The sequence below is a fragment of the Streptomyces sp. NBC_01433 genome, assembly GCF_026340105.1.
Lineage (GTDB): Bacteria > Actinomycetota > Actinomycetes > Streptomycetales > Streptomycetaceae > Streptomyces.
Genome location: NZ_JAPEPM010000001.1, coordinates 1382312 through 1400511, shown reverse-complemented (window position 1 = coordinate 1400511; position 18200 = coordinate 1382312). Strand labels below are relative to the sequence as shown.

Annotated in this window: 18 protein-coding genes and 1 pseudogene; 10 read left to right on the top strand and 9 right to left on the bottom strand. The window is 70.5% G+C overall.

Annotated features, from left to right (window positions below; translation table 11 throughout):
- Nucleotides 1-89 precede the first annotated feature (89 nt).
- On the bottom strand, nucleotides 90-818 hold the full coding sequence (locus OG413_RS06020) for an SDR family oxidoreductase (RefSeq protein WP_266803375.1): 729 nt from the start codon (nucleotides 816-818) through the stop codon (nucleotides 90-92).
- A 75-nt stretch (nucleotides 819-893) separates the two neighbouring features.
- Between OG413_RS06020 and OG413_RS06015 the strand changes: the two genes are divergently transcribed.
- Entirely contained in the window at nucleotides 894-1271 is a 378-nt protein-coding gene (locus OG413_RS06015; protein ID WP_266803374.1) for a MerR family transcriptional regulator, read from the top strand.
- 44 nt (nucleotides 1272-1315) lie between these two features.
- Here the strand turns inward: OG413_RS06015 and OG413_RS06010 are convergent, their stop codons facing one another.
- Nucleotides 1316-1903, bottom strand: coding sequence for a DinB family protein (locus OG413_RS06010; RefSeq protein ID WP_266803373.1), 588 nt, complete (start codon nucleotides 1901-1903; stop codon nucleotides 1316-1318).
- 147 nt (nucleotides 1904-2050) lie between these two features.
- A pseudogene (locus OG413_RS06005) lies at nucleotides 2051-2286 on the bottom strand (MFS transporter); the annotation flags it as partial.
- Nucleotides 2287-2424: 138 nt separating this feature from the next.
- Here OG413_RS06005 and OG413_RS06000 point away from each other — a divergent pair.
- A complete protein-coding gene (locus OG413_RS06000; protein ID WP_266803372.1) occupies nucleotides 2425-2940 on the top strand; it encodes a DinB family protein in 516 nt (171 codons plus the stop codon).
- Nucleotides 2941-3015: 75 nt separating this feature from the next.
- Here OG413_RS06000 and OG413_RS05995 read toward each other — a convergent pair whose 3' ends face one another.
- Nucleotides 3016-3171: a hypothetical protein gene (locus OG413_RS05995; RefSeq protein ID WP_266803371.1), complete on the bottom strand. Its 156-nt coding sequence runs from the start codon at nucleotides 3169-3171 to the stop codon at nucleotides 3016-3018.
- A gap of 251 nt (nucleotides 3172-3422) precedes the next feature.
- Here OG413_RS05995 and OG413_RS05990 point away from each other — a divergent pair, with 251 nt between their 5' ends.
- Nucleotides 3423-3884: a hypothetical protein gene (locus OG413_RS05990; RefSeq protein ID WP_266803370.1), complete on the top strand. Its 462-nt coding sequence runs from the start codon at nucleotides 3423-3425 to the stop codon at nucleotides 3882-3884.
- An 814-nt stretch (nucleotides 3885-4698) separates the two neighbouring features.
- The gene (locus OG413_RS05985) at nucleotides 4699-5628 is read left to right on the top strand and encodes a hypothetical protein (RefSeq protein WP_266803369.1); all 930 of its coding nucleotides are present in this window, start codon (nucleotides 4699-4701) and stop codon (nucleotides 5626-5628) included.
- A 111-nt stretch (nucleotides 5629-5739) separates the two neighbouring features.
- On the opposite strand, the gene OG413_RS05980 is transcribed toward OG413_RS05985, so the two are convergent.
- Nucleotides 5740-6405, bottom strand: a complete 666-nt coding sequence (locus tag OG413_RS05980) for a GNAT family N-acetyltransferase (RefSeq protein ID WP_266803368.1) — start codon at nucleotides 6403-6405, stop codon at nucleotides 5740-5742.
- Nucleotides 6406-6613: 208 nt separating this feature from the next.
- Here OG413_RS05980 and OG413_RS05975 point away from each other — a divergent pair, with 208 nt between their 5' ends.
- Complete coding sequence (locus OG413_RS05975; protein WP_266803367.1) at nucleotides 6614-8182, top strand: MFS transporter; 1569 nt, start codon at nucleotides 6614-6616, stop codon at nucleotides 8180-8182.
- A gap of 161 nt (nucleotides 8183-8343) precedes the next feature.
- Here OG413_RS05975 and OG413_RS05970 read toward each other — a convergent pair whose 3' ends face one another.
- A complete protein-coding gene (locus OG413_RS05970; RefSeq protein ID WP_266803366.1) occupies nucleotides 8344-8952 on the bottom strand; it encodes a helix-turn-helix domain-containing protein in 609 nt (202 codons plus the stop codon).
- An 89-nt stretch (nucleotides 8953-9041) separates the two neighbouring features.
- Here OG413_RS05970 and OG413_RS05965 point away from each other — a divergent pair, with 89 nt between their 5' ends.
- Nucleotides 9042-9671: a cyclopropane-fatty-acyl-phospholipid synthase family protein gene (locus OG413_RS05965; RefSeq protein ID WP_266803365.1), complete on the top strand. Its 630-nt coding sequence runs from the start codon at nucleotides 9042-9044 to the stop codon at nucleotides 9669-9671.
- 65 nt (nucleotides 9672-9736) lie between these two features.
- Nucleotides 9737-10237: a DinB family protein gene (locus OG413_RS05960; RefSeq protein ID WP_266803364.1), complete on the top strand. Its 501-nt coding sequence runs from the start codon at nucleotides 9737-9739 to the stop codon at nucleotides 10235-10237.
- A 72-nt stretch (nucleotides 10238-10309) separates the two neighbouring features.
- On the opposite strand, the gene OG413_RS05955 is transcribed toward OG413_RS05960, so the two are convergent.
- Complete coding sequence (locus tag OG413_RS05955; RefSeq protein WP_266803363.1) at nucleotides 10310-10885, bottom strand: TetR/AcrR family transcriptional regulator; 576 nt, start codon at nucleotides 10883-10885, stop codon at nucleotides 10310-10312.
- A gap of 70 nt (nucleotides 10886-10955) precedes the next feature.
- On the opposite strand from OG413_RS05955, the gene OG413_RS05950 reads away from it, so the two are divergent.
- From OG413_RS05950 to OG413_RS05940, 3 genes are all read left to right on the top strand, one after another.
- Nucleotides 10956-11849 carry an NADP-dependent oxidoreductase gene (locus OG413_RS05950; protein ID WP_266803362.1) on the top strand — a complete coding sequence of 298 codons (894 nt, stop codon included), beginning with the start codon at nucleotides 10956-10958 and terminating at the stop codon, nucleotides 11847-11849.
- 153 nt (nucleotides 11850-12002) lie between these two features.
- A complete protein-coding gene (locus OG413_RS05945) occupies nucleotides 12003-12353 on the top strand; it encodes a YciI family protein (protein WP_266803361.1) in 351 nt (116 codons plus the stop codon).
- 2 nt (nucleotides 12354-12355) lie between these two features.
- A complete protein-coding gene (locus OG413_RS05940) occupies nucleotides 12356-13648 on the top strand; it encodes an RNA polymerase sigma factor (RefSeq protein WP_266803360.1) in 1293 nt (430 codons plus the stop codon).
- 217 nt (nucleotides 13649-13865) lie between these two features.
- Here OG413_RS05940 and OG413_RS05935 read toward each other — a convergent pair whose 3' ends face one another.
- Nucleotides 13866-14603: a hypothetical protein gene (locus OG413_RS05935; RefSeq protein ID WP_266803359.1), complete on the bottom strand. Its 738-nt coding sequence runs from the start codon at nucleotides 14601-14603 to the stop codon at nucleotides 13866-13868.
- Nucleotides 14604-14649: 46 nt separating this feature from the next.
- The gene (locus OG413_RS05930) at nucleotides 14650-18156 is read right to left on the bottom strand and encodes a DNRLRE domain-containing protein (protein ID WP_266803358.1); all 3507 of its coding nucleotides are present in this window, start codon (nucleotides 18154-18156) and stop codon (nucleotides 14650-14652) included.
- Nucleotides 18157-18200: the final 44 nt, after the last annotated feature.

Genomic DNA, 18200 nt, shown 5'->3' with positions numbered 1-18200 from the left:
TCCGGGGGATGGGCACGGCACCGCCGTACGCGGGTTGACCGACCTCAGGAGCAACCGCGGACCGGAGTCGGTGCGGCCCGAGAAGCCCCTCAGGCCGCCGTCAGCGCCGCCAGCGCGCGGTCCATCGCGGCGTTGAACTCTTCCGGCGTCAGCGGCAGCCGGGACTTGACGTCCCGGCTCCACTGGTCGGCGAGGACCTCGGCGGACCCCGCCTCGACACCGTCGAGCGCCGCGTCGGCCAGGTCCGACGGCGCGATCTTGTCCACGGGCCAGCCCGCGGCCATGTCGGTGTCGGCCAGGCCGAGGTGCACCGCCGTCACGAGCGTGCCCTGCTCGGCGAGCTCCAGGCGGACGCCGTTGGTCATGGCCCAGGCGGCGGCCTTGGTCAGGTGGTAGGCGTTGGCGCCCTTGCCCCCGAACCACGACATGGCGGAGAGCACGTTGACGATGGCGCCCCCGCCGTTCCCGGCGAGCGTGGGCGCGAACTCCCGGATCATTCCCAGGTGGCCGAACACGTTGGTCTCCAGCTCGTGCCGCACCGCGTCCAGCGAACCGGTGACCAGGTCGGTCCCCGTCTGGATCCCCGCGTTGTTGATGAGCAGCGAGACGTCCGGGGCGGCCTCGGCGGCGGCCCGCACGGCCGCAGGATCGGCGATGTCGAGCGACAGCACCTCGACCCCGGGCAGGTCCACGGTCTCCGGCCGGCGGGCCGTCGCGTAGACCTTGCGGGCGCCCCGTTCGAGCAGGCGCTGGGCGAAGGCGCGGCCCAGGCCGCGGTTGGCTCCGGTGACAAGGGCGACTGAGTTGTTGATGTCCATGCCCGGTACGCTAAAACCTGACGTTGACGTCAGGGGCAAGCGTTGGTCAGCAGGACCGGGGTGAGAGGAATCACCATGACCGTCACAGAGACCGCGGCCGAGCGGCTGATCCGCATCGGCGAGGTGGCACGGGGGGCCGGCGTCTCGGTACGCGCCGTGCGCTACTACGAGCAGCAGGGGCTGCTCATCGCGGAGCGCAGCCCATCCGGCCAGCGCCTCTACCGACAGGACGCCATCTCCCTGGTCCGCTTCTTCCAGCAGATGTACGCCGCCGGCCTGACCAGCCGAAGGATCACGGAACTCCTTCCGTGCTGGGACTCCGGGCACACCGACGCCGAGCAACGGGCCATGCTGCGCGCCGAGCGCGACCGGATCCAGGCCAAGGCCGACGACCTTCAGGCTGCCCTGGACCGCCTCGACGAGGTCATCGCGGTCACGGACACGCACCCGTAGGCGCGGTCGGCCGGACGCCGCTCCGGCGATCTGCGGGTGGCGTGCTAGGCGTTGACCGGTGCGGCCGACCCGGCGGCGGCCTGTTCGATCTTCGCGCAGTGGGCCGCACGGGCTTCCTCGTCGAACGGCTGCTCGTGTTCGGCGCGCAACCCGGTCCGGCCGTCGAGGCCCTCGCGCAGGACATCGGCCTGCCCGGCATGCCGGATGGTCTCGCCGAGGACGTGGACCACGATGGAGAACAGGTTCGTGTCGGCATGAGGCTCCGGCCACCACGGCACGTGGCCGGGGGCGTCGAGGGGAAGCTCGTTGATCGTCGCGTCCGAGTGTTCCCACGTGCGCCGGTAGAACCCGACGATCTCATCGCGGGTCTCGTCCTCGGTCGCCCACAGATCGCTGCCGTCGGAGTCCTGCCACCGGGGCAGCGATTCCGGGGAAGGGCGGTCGAAGACCTCGCCGAAGTACCTGGCCTCGACGTTGGCCACGTGTTTGACGAGGCCGAGGAGGTTGGTCCCGGTCGCCGTCAAGGGCCGGCGGGCGTCGTATTCCGACAGGCCGTCGAGTTTCCAGAGCAGCGCCTCGCGGTCCCGCCGCAGTCTTCCGTGCAGGTTGTCCTTCGCGAATTCATCGATCATGCGGCACGAGCCTGCCATGGGCTGTTCATGGTCTCAAGATCCCTTGCGTGGTCCGCAACGGCTGTCCGCAACGAGGGGCAGAGCCGAGGCCCGGCCATGGCCGCCGCCCTGACCGGCTACCAGAAGCTCGATCCGTAATGCCCCCTTTCAGGCTTGGGGGATATCCGGCCATGTGAGGCGCCGGGCGAACTGGGTCCATACGGCCACGGCCATGAGGGCGGCGGTGATGCCGCCGAGTGTCATGACCGTGGAGGGGAGGTGTGATCCAAGGTGAGCCCTCCGACCGGTGCACCGACCGCGAACGTCGCCTGGAAGGAAGCGGTGAACAGCACCGAGGCCGCCTCGGGCGCGTGCGGGGTGGCTTTGGCGAACCAGGTCCGGGACGTGCAGGGGCGATCGAGCCGGAAGGGCGGTTCCACCGGGAGCCGCGGCCGCCGGTCGTGCTCGCCCGCTCTCCCGCTTGCCCGCGCGGCTTCGAAATCACGCGACACCGCGTCCGGGCTGTGGGAACCTCACCCGCGATGACACAACGAACCGATACACCCCCCACGTGGGACGAACGTACGCAGCTGGCCACCTTCCTGGATTACGCCCGTGACACGGCGCGGGCCAAGTGTGAGGGCGTGTCCGAGGAAGATGCCCGCAGGGCGCCGCTCCCGAATTCACCGTTGATGACGATGTGCGGGCTGATCAGCCATCTGCGATGGGTCGAGCATCACTGGATCCAGGTGATGTTTCTCGGCGAGGAGCCCGAGGGGCCGCTCACGACGGCGACCGACGACGACCCCGACCCCGAGATGCGGACAGCGGTCGACGTCCCACTGCCCCGGCTTCTCGCCGAGTACGAGGAACAGAGCGCCCGCTACCGCCGCCTGGTGGCCGACCGCGACCTGGACTCGACGGCCGAGCGTCCCATCGGCGACGGCCGTCATGTGGACCTGCGCTGGGTGGTCCTCCACCTCATCGAGGAGATTTCCCGCCACAACGGGCACCTCGATATCGTGCGTGAACTCGTCGACGGGCAGACCGGCGTCTAGACCGTCGCGCCACCGCCGCTCGGTGAGGCGGGTGACGGTGACCGTTGCCGCGATCACCCGCCGATTCCCGGCCGGTCAGGCGTCGGCGGCCTCCGAGATGAGGAAGTCCAGGAAGCGGTCGGCCAGTGGTTCGCCCAGGAGGGATTCCAGGAACAGGAACTGTCCCTGGGGGTTGACCTCCAGCCATACCGGTTCGCCGTCCGGCATCAGCTTGATGTCGATGATCCCCATGCGCAGGTCGAGCCGACGCAGGACTGCCGTGACCCCGCCGGGCGAGCGGTTCCGGAACCTCCCACTTGGTGATGGGTACGTTCAGATCGGGGCGCCAGTCGAGCCGGTCCGTTTCGATGAGGGCCGCGCACATGTCTTCGCCGAAGCAGTTGAGCCGGACATGGCGCCTGCCGGGGACGTACTCCTGGTAGACCGCGGGGCACACCCGGAAGGACTCCTCGGGAATCGAGGACGGGTCGTCGAGGTACTGAGTGAACATCAGCGGCCCGCTCGCCCCCAGCACCGGCTTCACGATGACCCGGCCGGTGCGGCGGACGAACTCGATGACCTCCTGGCGCGACTGCGAAACCAGGGTGCGCGGTACCCGGAAGCCTTCCTCCCGTGCGACGGCGAGCTGGTACAGCTTGTCCGCCGCACGGTCGGTCGCCTCCGGGGACGACACCCACCGGCCGGTGAAAGAGGCCGCCAGCATGCCTCCGAGCGCTCCGCGGCAGTCGTTGTTGACCAGCCGCCGCTCGTGGTCGTTCGCCGCGTCCGCGGAGTTCTGCTGGTTCGCCCTCATCCTCCGCCACCACAGCACCGGGACGTCCTCCAGCGGTACCGCGATCCCTTCGGAGGTCAGAACAGTGGCGGGCGAGTCCCGGTGCGAACTCCAACTGAGGCTGGGCCGCCCGCTGATCCGGTCGCATTCGACGACATGGAACGGCGTGTAGTGGCGGCGGGCCGCGGCCTCGCGGATGGCGAGTGTGTGGAGATCATCCTCGATCGATACCGTGAGGATCATTATTCGGGACAGTCCACGCAGCAGTCATCGGTGCAACCGCACGAGCAGGACTCGGACGCCGAGCCCGCCATGTAGCTGGCATCGATCCTGAGGCCCGTCGTGGCCCGAACCCCTTCTTCCCACGCCCGCAACTCCTCCGGGGTCTGAAGGTAGATGTAGGACTCGGGCTGGACACGCAGGACGACCGGGGGCGCTGCCGCCGCAGCCGCGGAAGAGAACTTCGTCAGCCCCCTCCGCTCCTGTTCAACCGGATCTCCGAGCTTGAAGGAGGCCATGATGACCATCTCCGCTGTGCGTTGGTTGGCTGAACACTCCTCTCGCCATCACACCACCGGGGGCCCGTCTCCGCATTTTGAACCAGGCGCGGTTTCAACTTCCTTGGACGTAGGGACTTCAGTGGGGGAGGCGGGGGCGAACCCGGCAGCCGGTGCACCGCGCGGCACCGGATCGTGACCGGCCGCGACCCGGTGTGCCGTGTCGTGGGGCAGGGCGTCGCGGTGGAGCGGGTCGCGGTCGGCCACGACGTAAAAGCTCTTCAAGGACCGAGAGGAAAGAACCCTTCCCCACCCCTGACCCCGGCCATCTGCGGGCGTCACTCACACGGGTGAGGTTTGCCAACTGGGCTGGATTTCGGGCCGGTTGCCTGGCATATGCTCACGCTCACCACCCAGACATGCGACGACCCCCGACCGGGCTGCAATCCCGATCGAGGGTCTGGCCGCCGAGGAAGTAGGAGCTTCCCGATGGATACCCAGCAGATTAGCGTGCCCCCGCGTGCCCCGTCACACGGTGTCGTGCACCTCAACGTCCGGCTGACCGAGCGCTTCTCGGTCATCTCCAACGCCCTTTCCCAGCACGGCGATCTGTCGCTGGTCGCGATCGGCCTCAGCACGTACATCCAGTCGCTGCCCGCCGGAACGAAGGTCGGCATCAAGGTGCTCGCCGAGCGTTTCAAGGAGGGCGAGAGGTGCATCGCCGGTGCGCTGCGCGAGCTGGAGGTTCATGGCTTCCTGCGGCGGGTCCGCGTGCACCTTCGCGACGGCCGCATCGCGACGCGTACGGAGTCCTACAACCTGCCGGAGCGCGACCGGCACCCGCGGGAAGCCCCGAAGAACCTGCGGAACGCCGTCGGTCCGGGATCTCCGAAGGCTCCGAAGCGGGCAGCGCCGCCCGCGCCACCCCGGCCCGTCGCGGCGCCCGCGCCGACGCCCGTACGGGAGCCGACTCCCGCGCCCCGCCTCGTACCGCCGCCCACCGCGCCCAAACCGCCGCCCCCTCCGCTCCCCGTACCGCAGGCACTAACGCCCCAGTTGCACCGGGCGGCCGCCGATCTCCTCGCCGGTCTTCCGCGCACGGTGCCCCATCTGGTCCTCTCCGAGCGCGACGTCCAGGACCTCACGCCCGGCGCCGCCGCCTGGCTCGAACGCGGCGCCACCCCGGCCGCCCTCCGCGCCGCCCTGACCGGTGACCTCCCCGTACCGCTCAAGCACCCGGCGAAGCTCCTGAGGCACCGGCTCATCGCCCTGCTGCCACCCCTGCTGCCGACGGCGCCACCGGTCGTCCCGATGCAGAACTGCGACGACTGCGACCGGGCCTTCCGCTCACCGGTCGCGGGCCCCTGCCGGGACTGCCGGGCCGAAGTCTTCCGCGAACCGGACCTGCTCAGCGCGTGAGGGGATGCTCGCTTCCTGGTACCGCCCTAAGGCCCCTTGTTCCGGGGGAAGTCGGGGAGGCGGTACGCCCACCGGGGCGGTCGACTGCCGACGCCAACGCGTCGGAGCCGTTCAGTGGTCCTGCCCCAATGCCGCACGCACGGCCGACGGGCCCGTGTGGTCCTTGGCGAGGGCGTCCATCATGACATCGTCGCAGACTTCGCCGAGCCAGTACCCGGCCTCGCGCATGGTCCCCGCAGTGCGGAATCCGGCCTTCTCGTAGGCACGGATGCCCGCGGTGTTCGGGGCGAGGACCTTGAGCCAGACCATGCGCAGGTTGGTGATGTGGAAGGCGTAGTCGAGGGAAAGCCGCGTGGCCCGGGTGCCGAGCCCACGGCCGCGAGCTTCGGCGGCGAGCATGATCACGTACTCGGCGGTCCGCACGGAGTGGTCCGGCAGCAGCGTGGCGACGCCGACCGGTGCCGGGGCGCCGGAGCTCAGGTCGTAGATGGTGAAGCGGATGTTCCCGCCGCGAAGCTGGTGGGTCATGCCCTCGGTTCGGGCTTCGAGTGACTCGGGGCTCTGACGGCCGTAGCCGACCAGGAGAGCGGGGTCCTGTTCCCAGCGCCAGTACGTTTCGACCAGGTCGGCGCGGTAGGGGCCGAGAGCGCAGGTGCCGGCGCTGATCCACAGGATCGGCTCAAGGCTGGTGCTGATGATGGCCTCCGATGGTGAGTGCGGTGTGTAGGCAAGCATCGAGGGCGGTTCGGCGACGGGGGTGCCATCCTCAGCCTCCACCCAGGCATGCAGTCGCACGGGGTCAGGCGCGACACCGACGTCGGAGTCCTCGCCGCGCGGCCTGTTACCGTGGTTCGGTAGTGACGCGCGAAAACACGGTTCCCGGTATTGGTTAGTCCGGGCGGGGCTTGCGCTCTCAGCACACCGGCTTTCCGGTAGTGCCCGGTGCGTCTCTTTCTCTCGTGATCTTTCTGAGAAAGGGACCTCTGTGTCTGACTTTTCTGCGGGCGGTATCGCCGTCCACACCCCCGTTCACGCAGCTGGGGAGCAGGTCGCCCATGCGCCCTACCGGTGGCGGTGGGTCGCTCTCTGGGTGCTGCTCGCCGCCGAGGCGATGGACATGCTGGACGCGTTGATCGCCAATGTCGCGGCGCCTTCGATCCGAGGCGACCTGGGCGGCGGTACCGCCACGGTGCAGTGGCTGGGAGCCGCGTACGCGCTGGCGATGGCGGTCGGCCTGATCACCGGTGGACGTCTCGGTGACATCGCGGGCCGCAAGCGGATGTTCCTGATCGGCGCACTCGGCTTCACCGCCGCCTCGCTGCTCTGTGCGGTGTCCTGGTCGCCGGGGATGCTGATCGGCGCGCGCGGACTCCAGGGCCTGTTCGGTGCGGTGATGATCCCTCAAGGTCTGGGCATCATCAAGGAGATGTTCGACGGGCCGGAGACCGGCCGGGCGTTCGGGATGTTCGGCCCGGTGATGGCCCTGTCGACCGTGGGCGGCCCGGTCCTGGCGGGCGTCCTGGTCGATGCCGACCTCTTCGGCTCCGGCTGGCGCATGATCTTCGCCGTCAATCTGCCGCTGGGGCTGCTCGCCCTGCTGGGCGGCTGGAAGTTCCTGCCGGAGTCACGCTCCGCGCGACGGCCCCGGCTCGACCTGGTGGGTGCCGGGCTGGCCTCACTGGCCGCGCTGCTGCTGGTCCTCCCGCTGGTGCAGGGTCGTGAACTCGGCTGGCCCGCCTGGACGTTCCTTTCGATGGCGGCCGCGATCGGGCTGTTCGCGGTCTTCGCCCGGTACGAAGTACGCCTCGCCGAGGCAGGTGGCGACCCGCTCGTGGTGCCGGGCCTGTTCCGCAAGCGGGCCTTCACCGGGGGGCTGGTGACCGGTGCGGTGTTCTTCGCCACGGTGGCGGGCTTCTCGCTGATGCTCAGTCTGTTTTTGCAGTCCGGCCTCGGCTTCGCACCGCTGAGGGCAGGGCTGGCGAGCCTGCCCTGGTCGCTGGGCATGGTGCTCGGCTTCGCCGTCATCCAGGTCGCCGAGCGGTTCGGTGCCGTCGAACGGTTCGGCCGCCGGGTCATCCAGGCGGGGATCGTAGTCATGGCCCTGGGCATCGCCACCCTCGCCGCCACCCTGAACGCGGCCGGTACGGGTGTGACGGCGTGGCACCTCGCTCCGGCGCTGATCGTCACCGGCCTGGGCACGGGCCTGGTCATGGGGCCGTTCTTCGACACCGTCCTCGGCGCCGTCGAACCGCATGAGAGCGGGTCGGCCTCCGGGACGATCACCGCGGTCCAGCAGCTCGGAAGCGCGCTGGGCGTCGCGGTCCTGGGCACCGTGTTCTTCGGCGCGCTCGGTGGGCTCGGCACCCTTGGCGGGCAGATCGCCGGTGCCGTCGGCCACGTCACGCCGGAGACCGATACGGCGGCCCGCTACAACGCAACCATGCAGGTCACGTTGTGGGCCGCGATCGGCCTGCTCGCGGCAGCACTCGCGGCCTCGTTCCTGCTGCCCCGCCCCGGCCGTGCACAGGAACGTCGAACGCAGGGCAACGGGTAGGCCCCGGCACGCCCGTAGGCTCCTGCTCCGGCACGCCTGCGGGCTCCTGCTTCGGGCGTTGAGCCCCCGATTCCGGGCACCCTCGTCCGAGCGTCAAAGGGGCAGCCGTACGCGCGTCGCCGGGTCCGCCGACGACGCGCGTACGGAACCTCTCGCCGGGTTCACCGCCCACTCCCGGTCCCGGGCGACCCGTGAGGGCCGGTGCGTACGTGCGCACGTACCCCTTGCAGGCCGAACAGGATGAGGAGTTCGACCGCGCCGCCGTCGGCGCTGCCCAGCCAGTGGGGCAAGGACGTGTCGAACTCGGCTGCCTCACCGGGCGGCAGCGTCAGGTCGCGCTCGCCGATCACGAGCCGCAGGCGCCCGTTGAGCACGTAGAGCCATTCGAAGCCTTCGTGGGTCTGCGGGGTCGGTTCGAGTGGTTCCGGCCGGGCGGGGATGATCATCTTGAACGCGTGGACACCGCCCGGCCGCCGGGACAGGGGCACGAAGGTCATCCCGAACCGGCTGATCGGCTTGAGGTGCATGCGGGGGTCGCCGGTGCGCGGGGCGCCGACGAGGTCGTCCAGCGGAACGTCATAGGTACGGGCCAGCGGCAGCAGCAGTTCCAGGCTCGGCCTGCGCCGCCCGCTCTCCAGCCGGGACAACGTGCTTTCCGACACGCCGATGGTCGACGCGAGGTCGGCGAGCGTGATGCCGCGTTCACGGCGCAGCGCGCGAAGCCGCGATCCCACCGCGTCGAGCACGTCGTCGTCCCTGTTGCCGTCCATCGGGCCATCTTGCCATTACCGCAAGTTTTCGTGCCGGATCGTGGGGTGCCCGGCAAGACTCCACGTACCTACCGACACAGGGAGTCTTGATGAGCACCACCGAAGCGGTCGCGTTCTGGGACGGCGTCTACGCGGCACGTCCGGCAGCCGACGGACCGCGGCCGAACGCTCGCCTCACCGAGACCGTTACGGGCCTGCCGCCCGGTGACGCGTTGGACCTCGGATGCGGCGAAGGCGGCGACGCGCTGTGGCTCGCCCGCCAGGGCTGGCACGTCACCGCCGTCGACATCTCGGCCGTGGCGGTCGAACGGCTCGCCGCCCTCGCCCGCTCGCACGGCCTGGACGACCGTGTCACCGCCGTGCGGCACGACGTGCACCGGTCTTTCCCGCCCGGCGGATTCGACCTGATCTGCGCCCACTACCTACAGACCCCCTTCGACCTGGACCGGGCAACCGCCCTGCGATCGGCAGCGCACGCACTGCGGCCGGGCGGGCGGCTGCTGGTCGTCGACCACGGCTCGGCCGCGCCGTGGTCGTGGAACCAGGATCCCGACGCCCGCTACCCGGGCCCGCGGGAGATCGCCGCGGACATCGGTTTGGCCCCGGAGACCTGGACGGTCGAGCGGGCCGACTCACCCCGCCGGATCGCGACCGGACCGGACGGGAGCACCGCCGAGGTCACCGACCATGTCCTCCTCCTCCGCCGCCGCTCCGTCTGACACGGAGGTCTGCGCCGCCCGATGCGGTACCTGCGCCACCCCCGATGCCAGTAAAGGAGACGACTGTGCCCAGCACCACGCGCCGCGACCGACGCCGTGACACCCCACCGCCCAGGACCGGGAACAGCGAGATGGAGGTCCTGCGAGGATTCCTCGACTACCTCCGGACTTCGATCGCCGCGAAGGTCGACGGCGCCCCCGAACCGCAGGTGCGAACAGCCGCGGTGCCGTCGGGCACGAACCTGCTCGGCCTGCTCAACCATCTGACCTTCGTCGAGCGCTCGATGTTCCTCGGGGACGAGGTCACCGACTGGCAGGCGACGTTCCGGGCCGCACCGGCGGACAGCGTGGCCGATGTCGTCGCTCGCTACCGAAAGGCGGTCGAGCGCGCGAACGACGTTCTCGACGGGTGCGCCGATCTCGGCGCACCGGTCCCCCGACCGCGGCCGGACCGCCCCGCTCCCAGCGTCCGCTGGGCACTCACCCACCTGATCGAGGAGACCGGCCGACACGCGGGCCACGCGGACATCATCCGCGAACTCATCGACAGCACGACCGGCCGCTGATCCACCTTCTCCAGGACAGGAACACATGGCCACGGCGCCACAGCCGTAGCCGACGCGTCGAACGCGCCTTCTTCAAGGGCGGGCGACCGCCCAGGCCGCCTCGATCATCAGGAAGATCTCGTCCACCGCAGCCTCCGGATCGGCCGCCTCACGGGCCAGTGAATAGGCGTCGATCACGAACCTCGCGATCGTCCGGCAGGCCGTCGTGGGCTGTGACAGGTCGAGATCGGCGGCGATGGCCGCTGCCAGCAACTCCGCATGGCGCAGCCGCATCGACTCCTCGTACTTCCGCAGGGCGGGCGATTCTTCGATCATGCGCCAGATCGGGGCGGCGCCGGCCGCCGTGCAGTGGCGCACCAGGGCCTGGATCTCGCGGCGCAGCGCGGGCATGAGCGGCTCGTGCGGGGCCCGGCCGGTCACCGCCCGCGTGAGGCGTTGCTCGAAGTCCTCGTCCTGCTCGAACACCAGGGCCTCTTTCGAGGCGAAGTGGGAGAAGAGCGTGGTGACGGCCACGTCGGCCTCGGCGGCCACGTCGCGGATGCCCACGGCGTCGTATCCGCGTTCCAGGAAGAGCCGCAGGGCGGTGTCAGCGATCTTCTGGCGGGTCGCGGCCTTCTTGCGCTCGCGGCGTCCGGACTGCACGGTCATGCCCTGACGCTATCAAATGCAAAAATGGAACGGTTCCTAAAAGCTAACCGTTAGTGTTACGTTCGACCGCATGAAGAGAGTGAGCTTCGCCGAGTTCGGCGGTCCGGACGTTCTGCGACTGGTGGACGCCGAGGAGCCCCACGCGGGCCCCGGCCAGGTACGTATCGCCGTACGGGCGGCGGGCGTGAACCCCGTCGACTGGAGGGTTCGTGAAGGCCAGACCCTGAAGGCCCATCCGCTGGAGTTGCCCGCCGGAGTCGGGCTGGACGCCTCCGGGGTGGTGGACGAGGTCGGCGAGGGCGTCGAAGGGGTCGCGGTCGGCGATCACGTGTTCGGCGAAGGGTCGAGCACCTATGCCCAGTTCGCCGTGCTGTCGGCCTGGGCCCGTATGCCCGAGGGCCTGACCTTCGAAGAGGCGGCCGGGTACCCCTCCGTGGTGGAGACCGCGCTGCGCATCATCGGCCAGGTCGGTGTGCGGTCCGGGCAGACGCTGCTGGTCAGCGGCGCGTCCGGGGGAGTCGGATCGGCCGTGCTGCAGATCGCCCGCGAGCGGGGCATCACGGTGATCGGCACGGCCGGGGCCGCGAACCAGGACTATCTGCGCAGCCTGGGTGCCGTCGCCACGACGTACGGCGAGGGCTGGGTCGAGCGGGTGCGGCAGCTCGGCCCTGTCGACGCGGCTCTCGATCTGGCCGGCTCGGGCGTGATCCGCGAGCTTGTCGAGCTGACCGGGGATCCGCGGAAGGTGATCTCCATCGCCGATCTCGGCGCGCCCGAGTTCGGTGTCCGGTTCTCCGGCGTGGCCGGGAGCGTGCCGGAAGCGCTCGTCGAGGCCGCCGACCTCATCTCGCGGGGGAAGCTCCACATCCCGGTCGAGAAGTCGTACACGCTCGCCGAGGCCGCGGCGGCGCACATCGACAGCCAGGCCGGTCACACGCGCGGGCGCCGGGTCATCGTCGTCTGAGCCATTTCCCGCACACAAGGTCATTTCCCGCACACAAGAAAAAATTGTTCAGGGCGTGTCGATCGGGCCCTGTCCCGTTCGTCGTCATGGTGAAAGGCACCCCCCGCGGCGGGGTGCGACGGGACAGGGCAGGACACGACAGGAGCCGGAACCATGAAGTACATGCTGCTGATCCACAGCGGGGCGATCGACGAGAACGGCGGGGCGGCCGAGTGCACCGTCCAGGACTGGATGGACTACGACAAGGCCGTACGCGACGCGGGCATCCACGTCTCCGGGGAGTCGCTGGCCGACCTGGTCACCGCCACCACGGTCCGCGTCGGGCCGACGGGGGAGCGGACCGTGACGGACGGGCCGTTCGCCGAGACGCGTGAGGTGCTGGGCGGGTTTCTCGTCATCGACGTGCCCGACCTCGACACCGCGCTCGACTGGGCCGCACGCTGTCCCGGTTCGCGCGGCAGCGGCGCCGTCGTCGTGCGGCCCGTGGCCGACTTCGGGGCCTGACGGTGACGGGCGGGGGAGCCGGGGCGGCGGGAGCGCGGGCGTCCGTCGAGGCGGTGTTCCGGGAGGAGCGCGGGCTGCTGCTGGCCTCCCTCGTCCGCCGGTTCGGGGACCTCGACCTGGCCGAGGAGGTGACGTCGGAGGCCATCGAGGCCGCGCTGCTGCACTGGCCGGCCGACGGGGTCCCGGCCCGCCCCGGGGCCTGGCTGCTGACGACGGCCCGGCGCAAGGCGGTGGACCGGCTGCGGCGGGACCAGTCGTACGCGGCCAGGCTCGCCGTCCTCCGCGCCGACGCGGAACGGGCGGCGACGGACCGGGCGTACGCCGTGCCCGCCGGTGGCGCCAGCGGTGAGTTGCCCGACGAACGGTTGCAGTTGTTCTTCACCTGCGCCCACCCGGCACTCGCCGCCGAGCACCGGACCGCCCTGATCCTGCGCTGCCTGGCCGGACTCACCACACCGGAGGTGGCACGGGCCTTCCTGGTGCCGACCGCCACCATGGCCCAGCGGATCGTACGGGCGAAGAAGAAGATCCGCGAGGCCCGCATCCCGTTCCGGCTGCCCGGCGCCGCCGAGCTGCCGGAGCGGCTGCCCGGGGTGCTCCAGGCCCTCTACTCGATCTTCACCGAGGGGTACGCCGCCAGCTCCGGGCCCAGTCTCCAACGGCCGGACCTGGCCGAGGAGGCGATCCGGCTGGCCCGGATCCTGCGCCGACTGCTGCCCGCCGAACGCGAGACCGCCGGGCTCCTCGCCCTGATGCTGCTCGTCCACGCCCGGCGCGATGCCCGCAGCGGGCCGGACGGCGAGCCGGTGCTTCTCGACGAGCAGGACCGGGGGCGCTGGGACCGGGCCATGATCGAGGAGGGGCGCGTCCTGGTGGTCGACGCGCTGACCGGTGGACCGGCCGGGCCGTACGGGGTGCAGGCCGCCGTCGCCGCCCTGCACGACGAGGCGGCGGACGTCGCGAGCACGGACTGGCCGCAGATCGTGGCCCTGTACGACGTGCTGCTCGCCCTCACCCCGTCCCCGGTGATCGCTCTGAACCGGGCCGTGGCGGTGGCGATGCGGGACGGCCCGGAGGCGGGGCTCGCGCTGCTCGACGCGCTCGCCGGGGAGCCGAGGCTGCGCGCGTACCCGCCGTATCCGGCCGCGCGGGGCGACCTGCTGCGCCGCCTGGAGCGCTTCGGCGAGGCCGCCGCCGCGTACCGGGAAGCGCTCGAACTGCCGGGCACCGAGCCGGAGAAGGCCGCGCTGCGCCTACGGCTCGCGGAGGCCGAGCGGGGTGGCCACAGCCCTTAGGGCTCCGGCTCGGAAACCGCCCCTGAAGCGCACGGCTCCGGGCCCGTTGTCGCCCCTTCATGGCAGTGCGGGCGTGAAGTTGACCGGAGGGGGCGGGCGCTGCGACTGAGACAGGCGGTGGTGGAGTCGGCCGCGATGCGGAGGGGGACGCTGGGCCGGACGTTGCCCGACCGTGAGCGAAGAGACCCGTCCAAGCCCCGGCCCAGGTCCTGACGTCTCACGCCAGGGCGGCGAGTTGGGCCTCGACCACTGCCGGGGGGACGGCAATACCCTCCGGCGGGGTGGCGCCGTCGGAGACGGTGGTGAGGACGCCGATCGTGGACCCCTTCCGGAAGACGATCACCTTCCGCGTGGTCTTCTTTCCGGCTGTGCGGAGCGTCAGCCCGAACCCCATCGCCTGATCGGTTCCGACGGGCGCGAGCTCCCGCACGGCCCGGGTGACGTTCTGCTCCGCTCCCCGCACCGTCAGGGTGAAGCCCTCCGCACAGGCATCGGCGGACGCGCTCAGGTCGGTCATCGCGGCCACCGCCCGCTCTTCCTTGTACGAGGCGAGCGTCACCGTCGTCACGAGTCCACCGCCTGACACGCGTCGTACCACGGTGTCGTCGGGACTTCCGACCGCCGCGCCCGCCGCGATGCGGGCGAGCGGCCGACAGGGCGGCCCGGCGCCGACGTCCTTGGTCCCGGGCGCCCTGGACCGCCCCGGGGTGGTGACGGTGAGCCCCGGCACGCTGTCGCGTTTCAGAGCCTTCGCGTTCAGCTCGCCCGGAGCGGCGGCAGGGCTGGACGCCGCACCGCGCTGCAGCCCGTGCCCGGTTCCCGCCCCGCCGCCGCTCGCGACGGTGCACGCCGTCGCTGTCAGCAGAAGCGCTGCTGACAGGCCGCCGGCCAGTGCCCCGCGCGCCGTGATCCGTACGCCCGCGTGGGAGCCGTCGCGCCGGTCGTTCTGCTTCATCGTGTCGTTCCTCGAATATGCCTGCCGCGGTCGGTGCGTGGACGGATCAGCCGAGCGCCAACTTCTGCTCCCAGCCGCCGCTGATGACCGTGGTGGCGCTGCCGCCCCAGGTAGGAGTCGCTTTGTAGATGCGCAGCGTGCCGTCGGCCATGAGCGCCCAGATATCGGGGATGCCGTCGCCGGTGACATCCGGGGTGCCGGTCATCAGGGGGATGGCCGCCTTGCCCCATCCCGTACCGAACTCGGCGTCGACGCCGGTCAGGGAGTTTGCCGCGCTGCCGAGAGAGGTCAGGCTCGTTCCACCCCCCGCGTCCGCCTTGCCGAGCCGCAGCAGCAGGCGGTTGGTCACGAACGTCCGGTAGACCAGGTCCGCCGCTCCGTCCTTGTTGAAGTCGCCGACGTTGACCAGATCGCGGTCCGCCCACTCCGATCCGGACAGCCGGGTGGCGGTGGTGAAGGTGGCGCCGGTATAGCCGCTGAAGGCCCATAGCGCGTCACCGGATGTCGCGAACAGCTCCGGCCGTTTGTCGCCGCTGATGTCGTCGACGGCAAGGATCTGGCTGAACGTCGACGGGGCGGGTGCGTTCTCCGGAAGCCTTACCTCGGTGCGCTGTTCGACGTCCACACTGCCGTAGCCGTCGCCCCGGTAGATGTAGAGCTTGCCGTCACCGGTCCGTGCCACCAGGTCCTGGATGCCGTCGCCGGGAAGGAAGTCGCCATGGTGTGTGATCAAGGACGGACGGCCCTGCTTGTCCAGCCAGTAGTCGCCGTGGTCGGAGACGCCGTCCTCGTCCGAGTCGGCCTCCAGGCTGACGCCGTCCATGTGGGCTGCCTGGAGGGAGACATGGATGTCGCCGCCCAGGGTGGCGGGATAGAGCCGCAGATCGCCGGTGGCGTCCAGGAGGTAGAGGTCCGCCACCCCGTCGCCGGTCACATCGCCCGGCTTGTCCGCACCGTCCTTCGGGGTGACGTAGAACAGGTACTTCGTCGGTGAGGCCGAGGTGTTGCCGGAGGCGTCGGATGCCTTGGCGTACAGCATGTTCGGCCCGGCGGCGAGCGGCGGGATCGACACCGTGGCCGACGCGCCCGCAGCGACCGTCACCGACTGCTTATAGCTGGTCGAGTTGACGGAGTACAGGTACTTGACGGTGTCCTTCGAACCGGCGGAACCGAAGGTGAACTTGCCGGTAGTAGGAAACTTGACCTTGCTCCAGTTGGTGCCGTTGCCGTCGTCCTCGGGGTAGTCCGTGGAGGTGATCTCGGGTGAGTTCGGCGCCGAGGAGTCGTAGACGAAACCACAGTTGGCCGTCGTCGGGGGAGCGTAGGTGGAAGCGGCTCCGGAGGAGTCGAGCGCCCGGACCCGCCAGTAGTACGTCTTGCCGTTGACGAACTCGCTCGCCGTGCCGTCCGCCCCGTCGATGGTGATGCTCGCCGCGCCCGCTGAGTCGACCGCACGCTTGTCGTCGTAAATCTTGGTCGAGGCGCCGGACTGCCACACCTCGAAATCGAGGTACTTCAGGTCACCGTCGGGGTCGCTGGACCTCGCGGAGAACGTGACGTCGCTCAGACCCACCGAGGCGTACGGGCTGGTCGTGTCGCAGCCTGTGCCCGGGCTGATGTCGAGCTTGGTGGGCTCGGCGGGCTTCCGGTTGTACGTGATGCTGATGCTTGGCGCTCCCGCGTTCTCCGCCTTGAACTTCTTCCAGGAGTAGGAGGAGTCCTCCGTGCTCGCCTGGAGCCCGATGGTGAAGTTGGTCCAGCCCCCGTCCGCCGCATCCTGTGCGATCGATTTCCCGTCGAACTTCACGTAGGAGTCGGGGCAGGTGGAATTCCACCCGTGCGCGAACGAATCGGTTCCGATCCTCTTCTTCCAGGCCGGCTGGTTGTTCCAGGTGGTCTTGGACGAGATGCCGTCCGTGTGCCAGAGCTGCATCTCCCGTTCGGAGCATGACCAGGCGTACGTCTCGTACAGCCTGATGCTGGCACTGGTGACCGTGGCGCCCTTGATGCTGGAGGACCAGCCGATCCGGAAGAAGGACCGGGACAGGCCGCCGGTCGAGGACTCGTAGCCGACACGGGCCTCGGTGGTGCCCGTGTTGTAGTTGGCGCCGTCGTAGAAGCTGGAGCTGGGGTACTTCTTGTACGCGGTCGTCCAGTTCTTGGTGTGACCGGAGATGGACGGGTCGATGAAGACGGGCCAGACCGTGTCCTCGTGCGTCAGCAGCTCCGGGTCGGGTGTGATGCCCAGCGTCGCCCCGGTGGTGCCGTCCCCGGCGAGCGCCGCCTCGCCCAGGGCTGTCCGCGCACCGATCTGGGGTCCGGCAAGGCCGGGCAGCGTAAACAGGTCTGCGGAGCTGTCGGTGGTGACCGCCGCGCGTGTGATGCCGACGCCAACGGTGGTGCCGGGTGCGTACGCGGACTGCTGGGCGGTGCCCCGAGTTTCGTCGCTCCCAGGGATGGCCGTCGGGACCGAGGACGGACCGGCACCGGTGCCGTCGTCACCGGTGCCGGGTGCGGCGGTGTCATCGGTGTCCGGTGCGTCCGGGTCCGCCGGGCCGTCGGAGATGTCCTCGCCCGGCTCCTCGGAGTATTCGGGGGCCGGGCCCTCGGTCGGCTCCGGGGCCTGCGGGTCGGGCCCCTCGGTCACGGCGGGGCGGCCCGCGGAGTCCCACAGGTAGGGGGTGGGGGCGACAGCGATCTCCGCTCCCCCGGAGTCCTGCGCGGTCACGGCACGGGTGACCGGATCGAGGTGGAAGGTCAGGTCGGGTGAGGTCAGACGGTACGAGAGCCCCGCCTTCCGCAGTCCGGCCGCCGCGGCCGGACTGTGGACCACCAGGACATGCGTGAAGCCGCTGTCCTGTGCGGTCAGCATCATGTCCACGCCGTCCAGCACGCTCCGGTACAGCACGGTGGCCCCCCTGACCTCGGGGGCGGGGAGCTGTCCGGGCCAGCCCATCGTGATCTCGTGACCGGCGGACCGCAGGGTGACGAGATCCTGGTACGAGGCGTCGTCGGACACCGTGGTCGGCGCGCCCGGAGCGGCATCGCGAGACACGGTGTACGAGGCGCGGCTCACAGCGCTGTTGGCGGTGGTGCCGGACGCATTCTTCGTCCCGGTGGCGCCGTCCCGCGTTCCGCCGCTCCTGCCGCTGCCGGCCGAGAACACCACCGGGTCCGCTGTCGCCCGGGGAGCCCAGCCTCTCTTCGTCCGCACCAGGGTGGTGTCGATGGGCTTCCAGGTGCCGCCTACCTTGGCGCGTATCGGCGCCGCGTGCGCGGTCAGCTCGAAACTGCCGTTGGGGAGCGCGGTCGTCGTCGAGGTTGCGTCGCGCAGCGCGGTCACCTCGACGCGCTTTCCCGTGCGGACGGCCTGGCGCTGCGCCGCGCTCTCGTCGAGCGGAGCGGCGGCGCGGGAAGCCGGAGCGGCCGCGGGAGGAGCCGGGGTGTTCCGGTCCGGCCCGAGCAAGGCGAATCCGAGACCGGCCGCGACGACAGCCGCCACTCCTGCCGTGGTGCGCCGGGCGGTGGCCCGGGTAGGACGACGACGTTCCACGGTGCTGGATTCCCTCCCCCAAACGACAGTTGCCGCACCGGGGA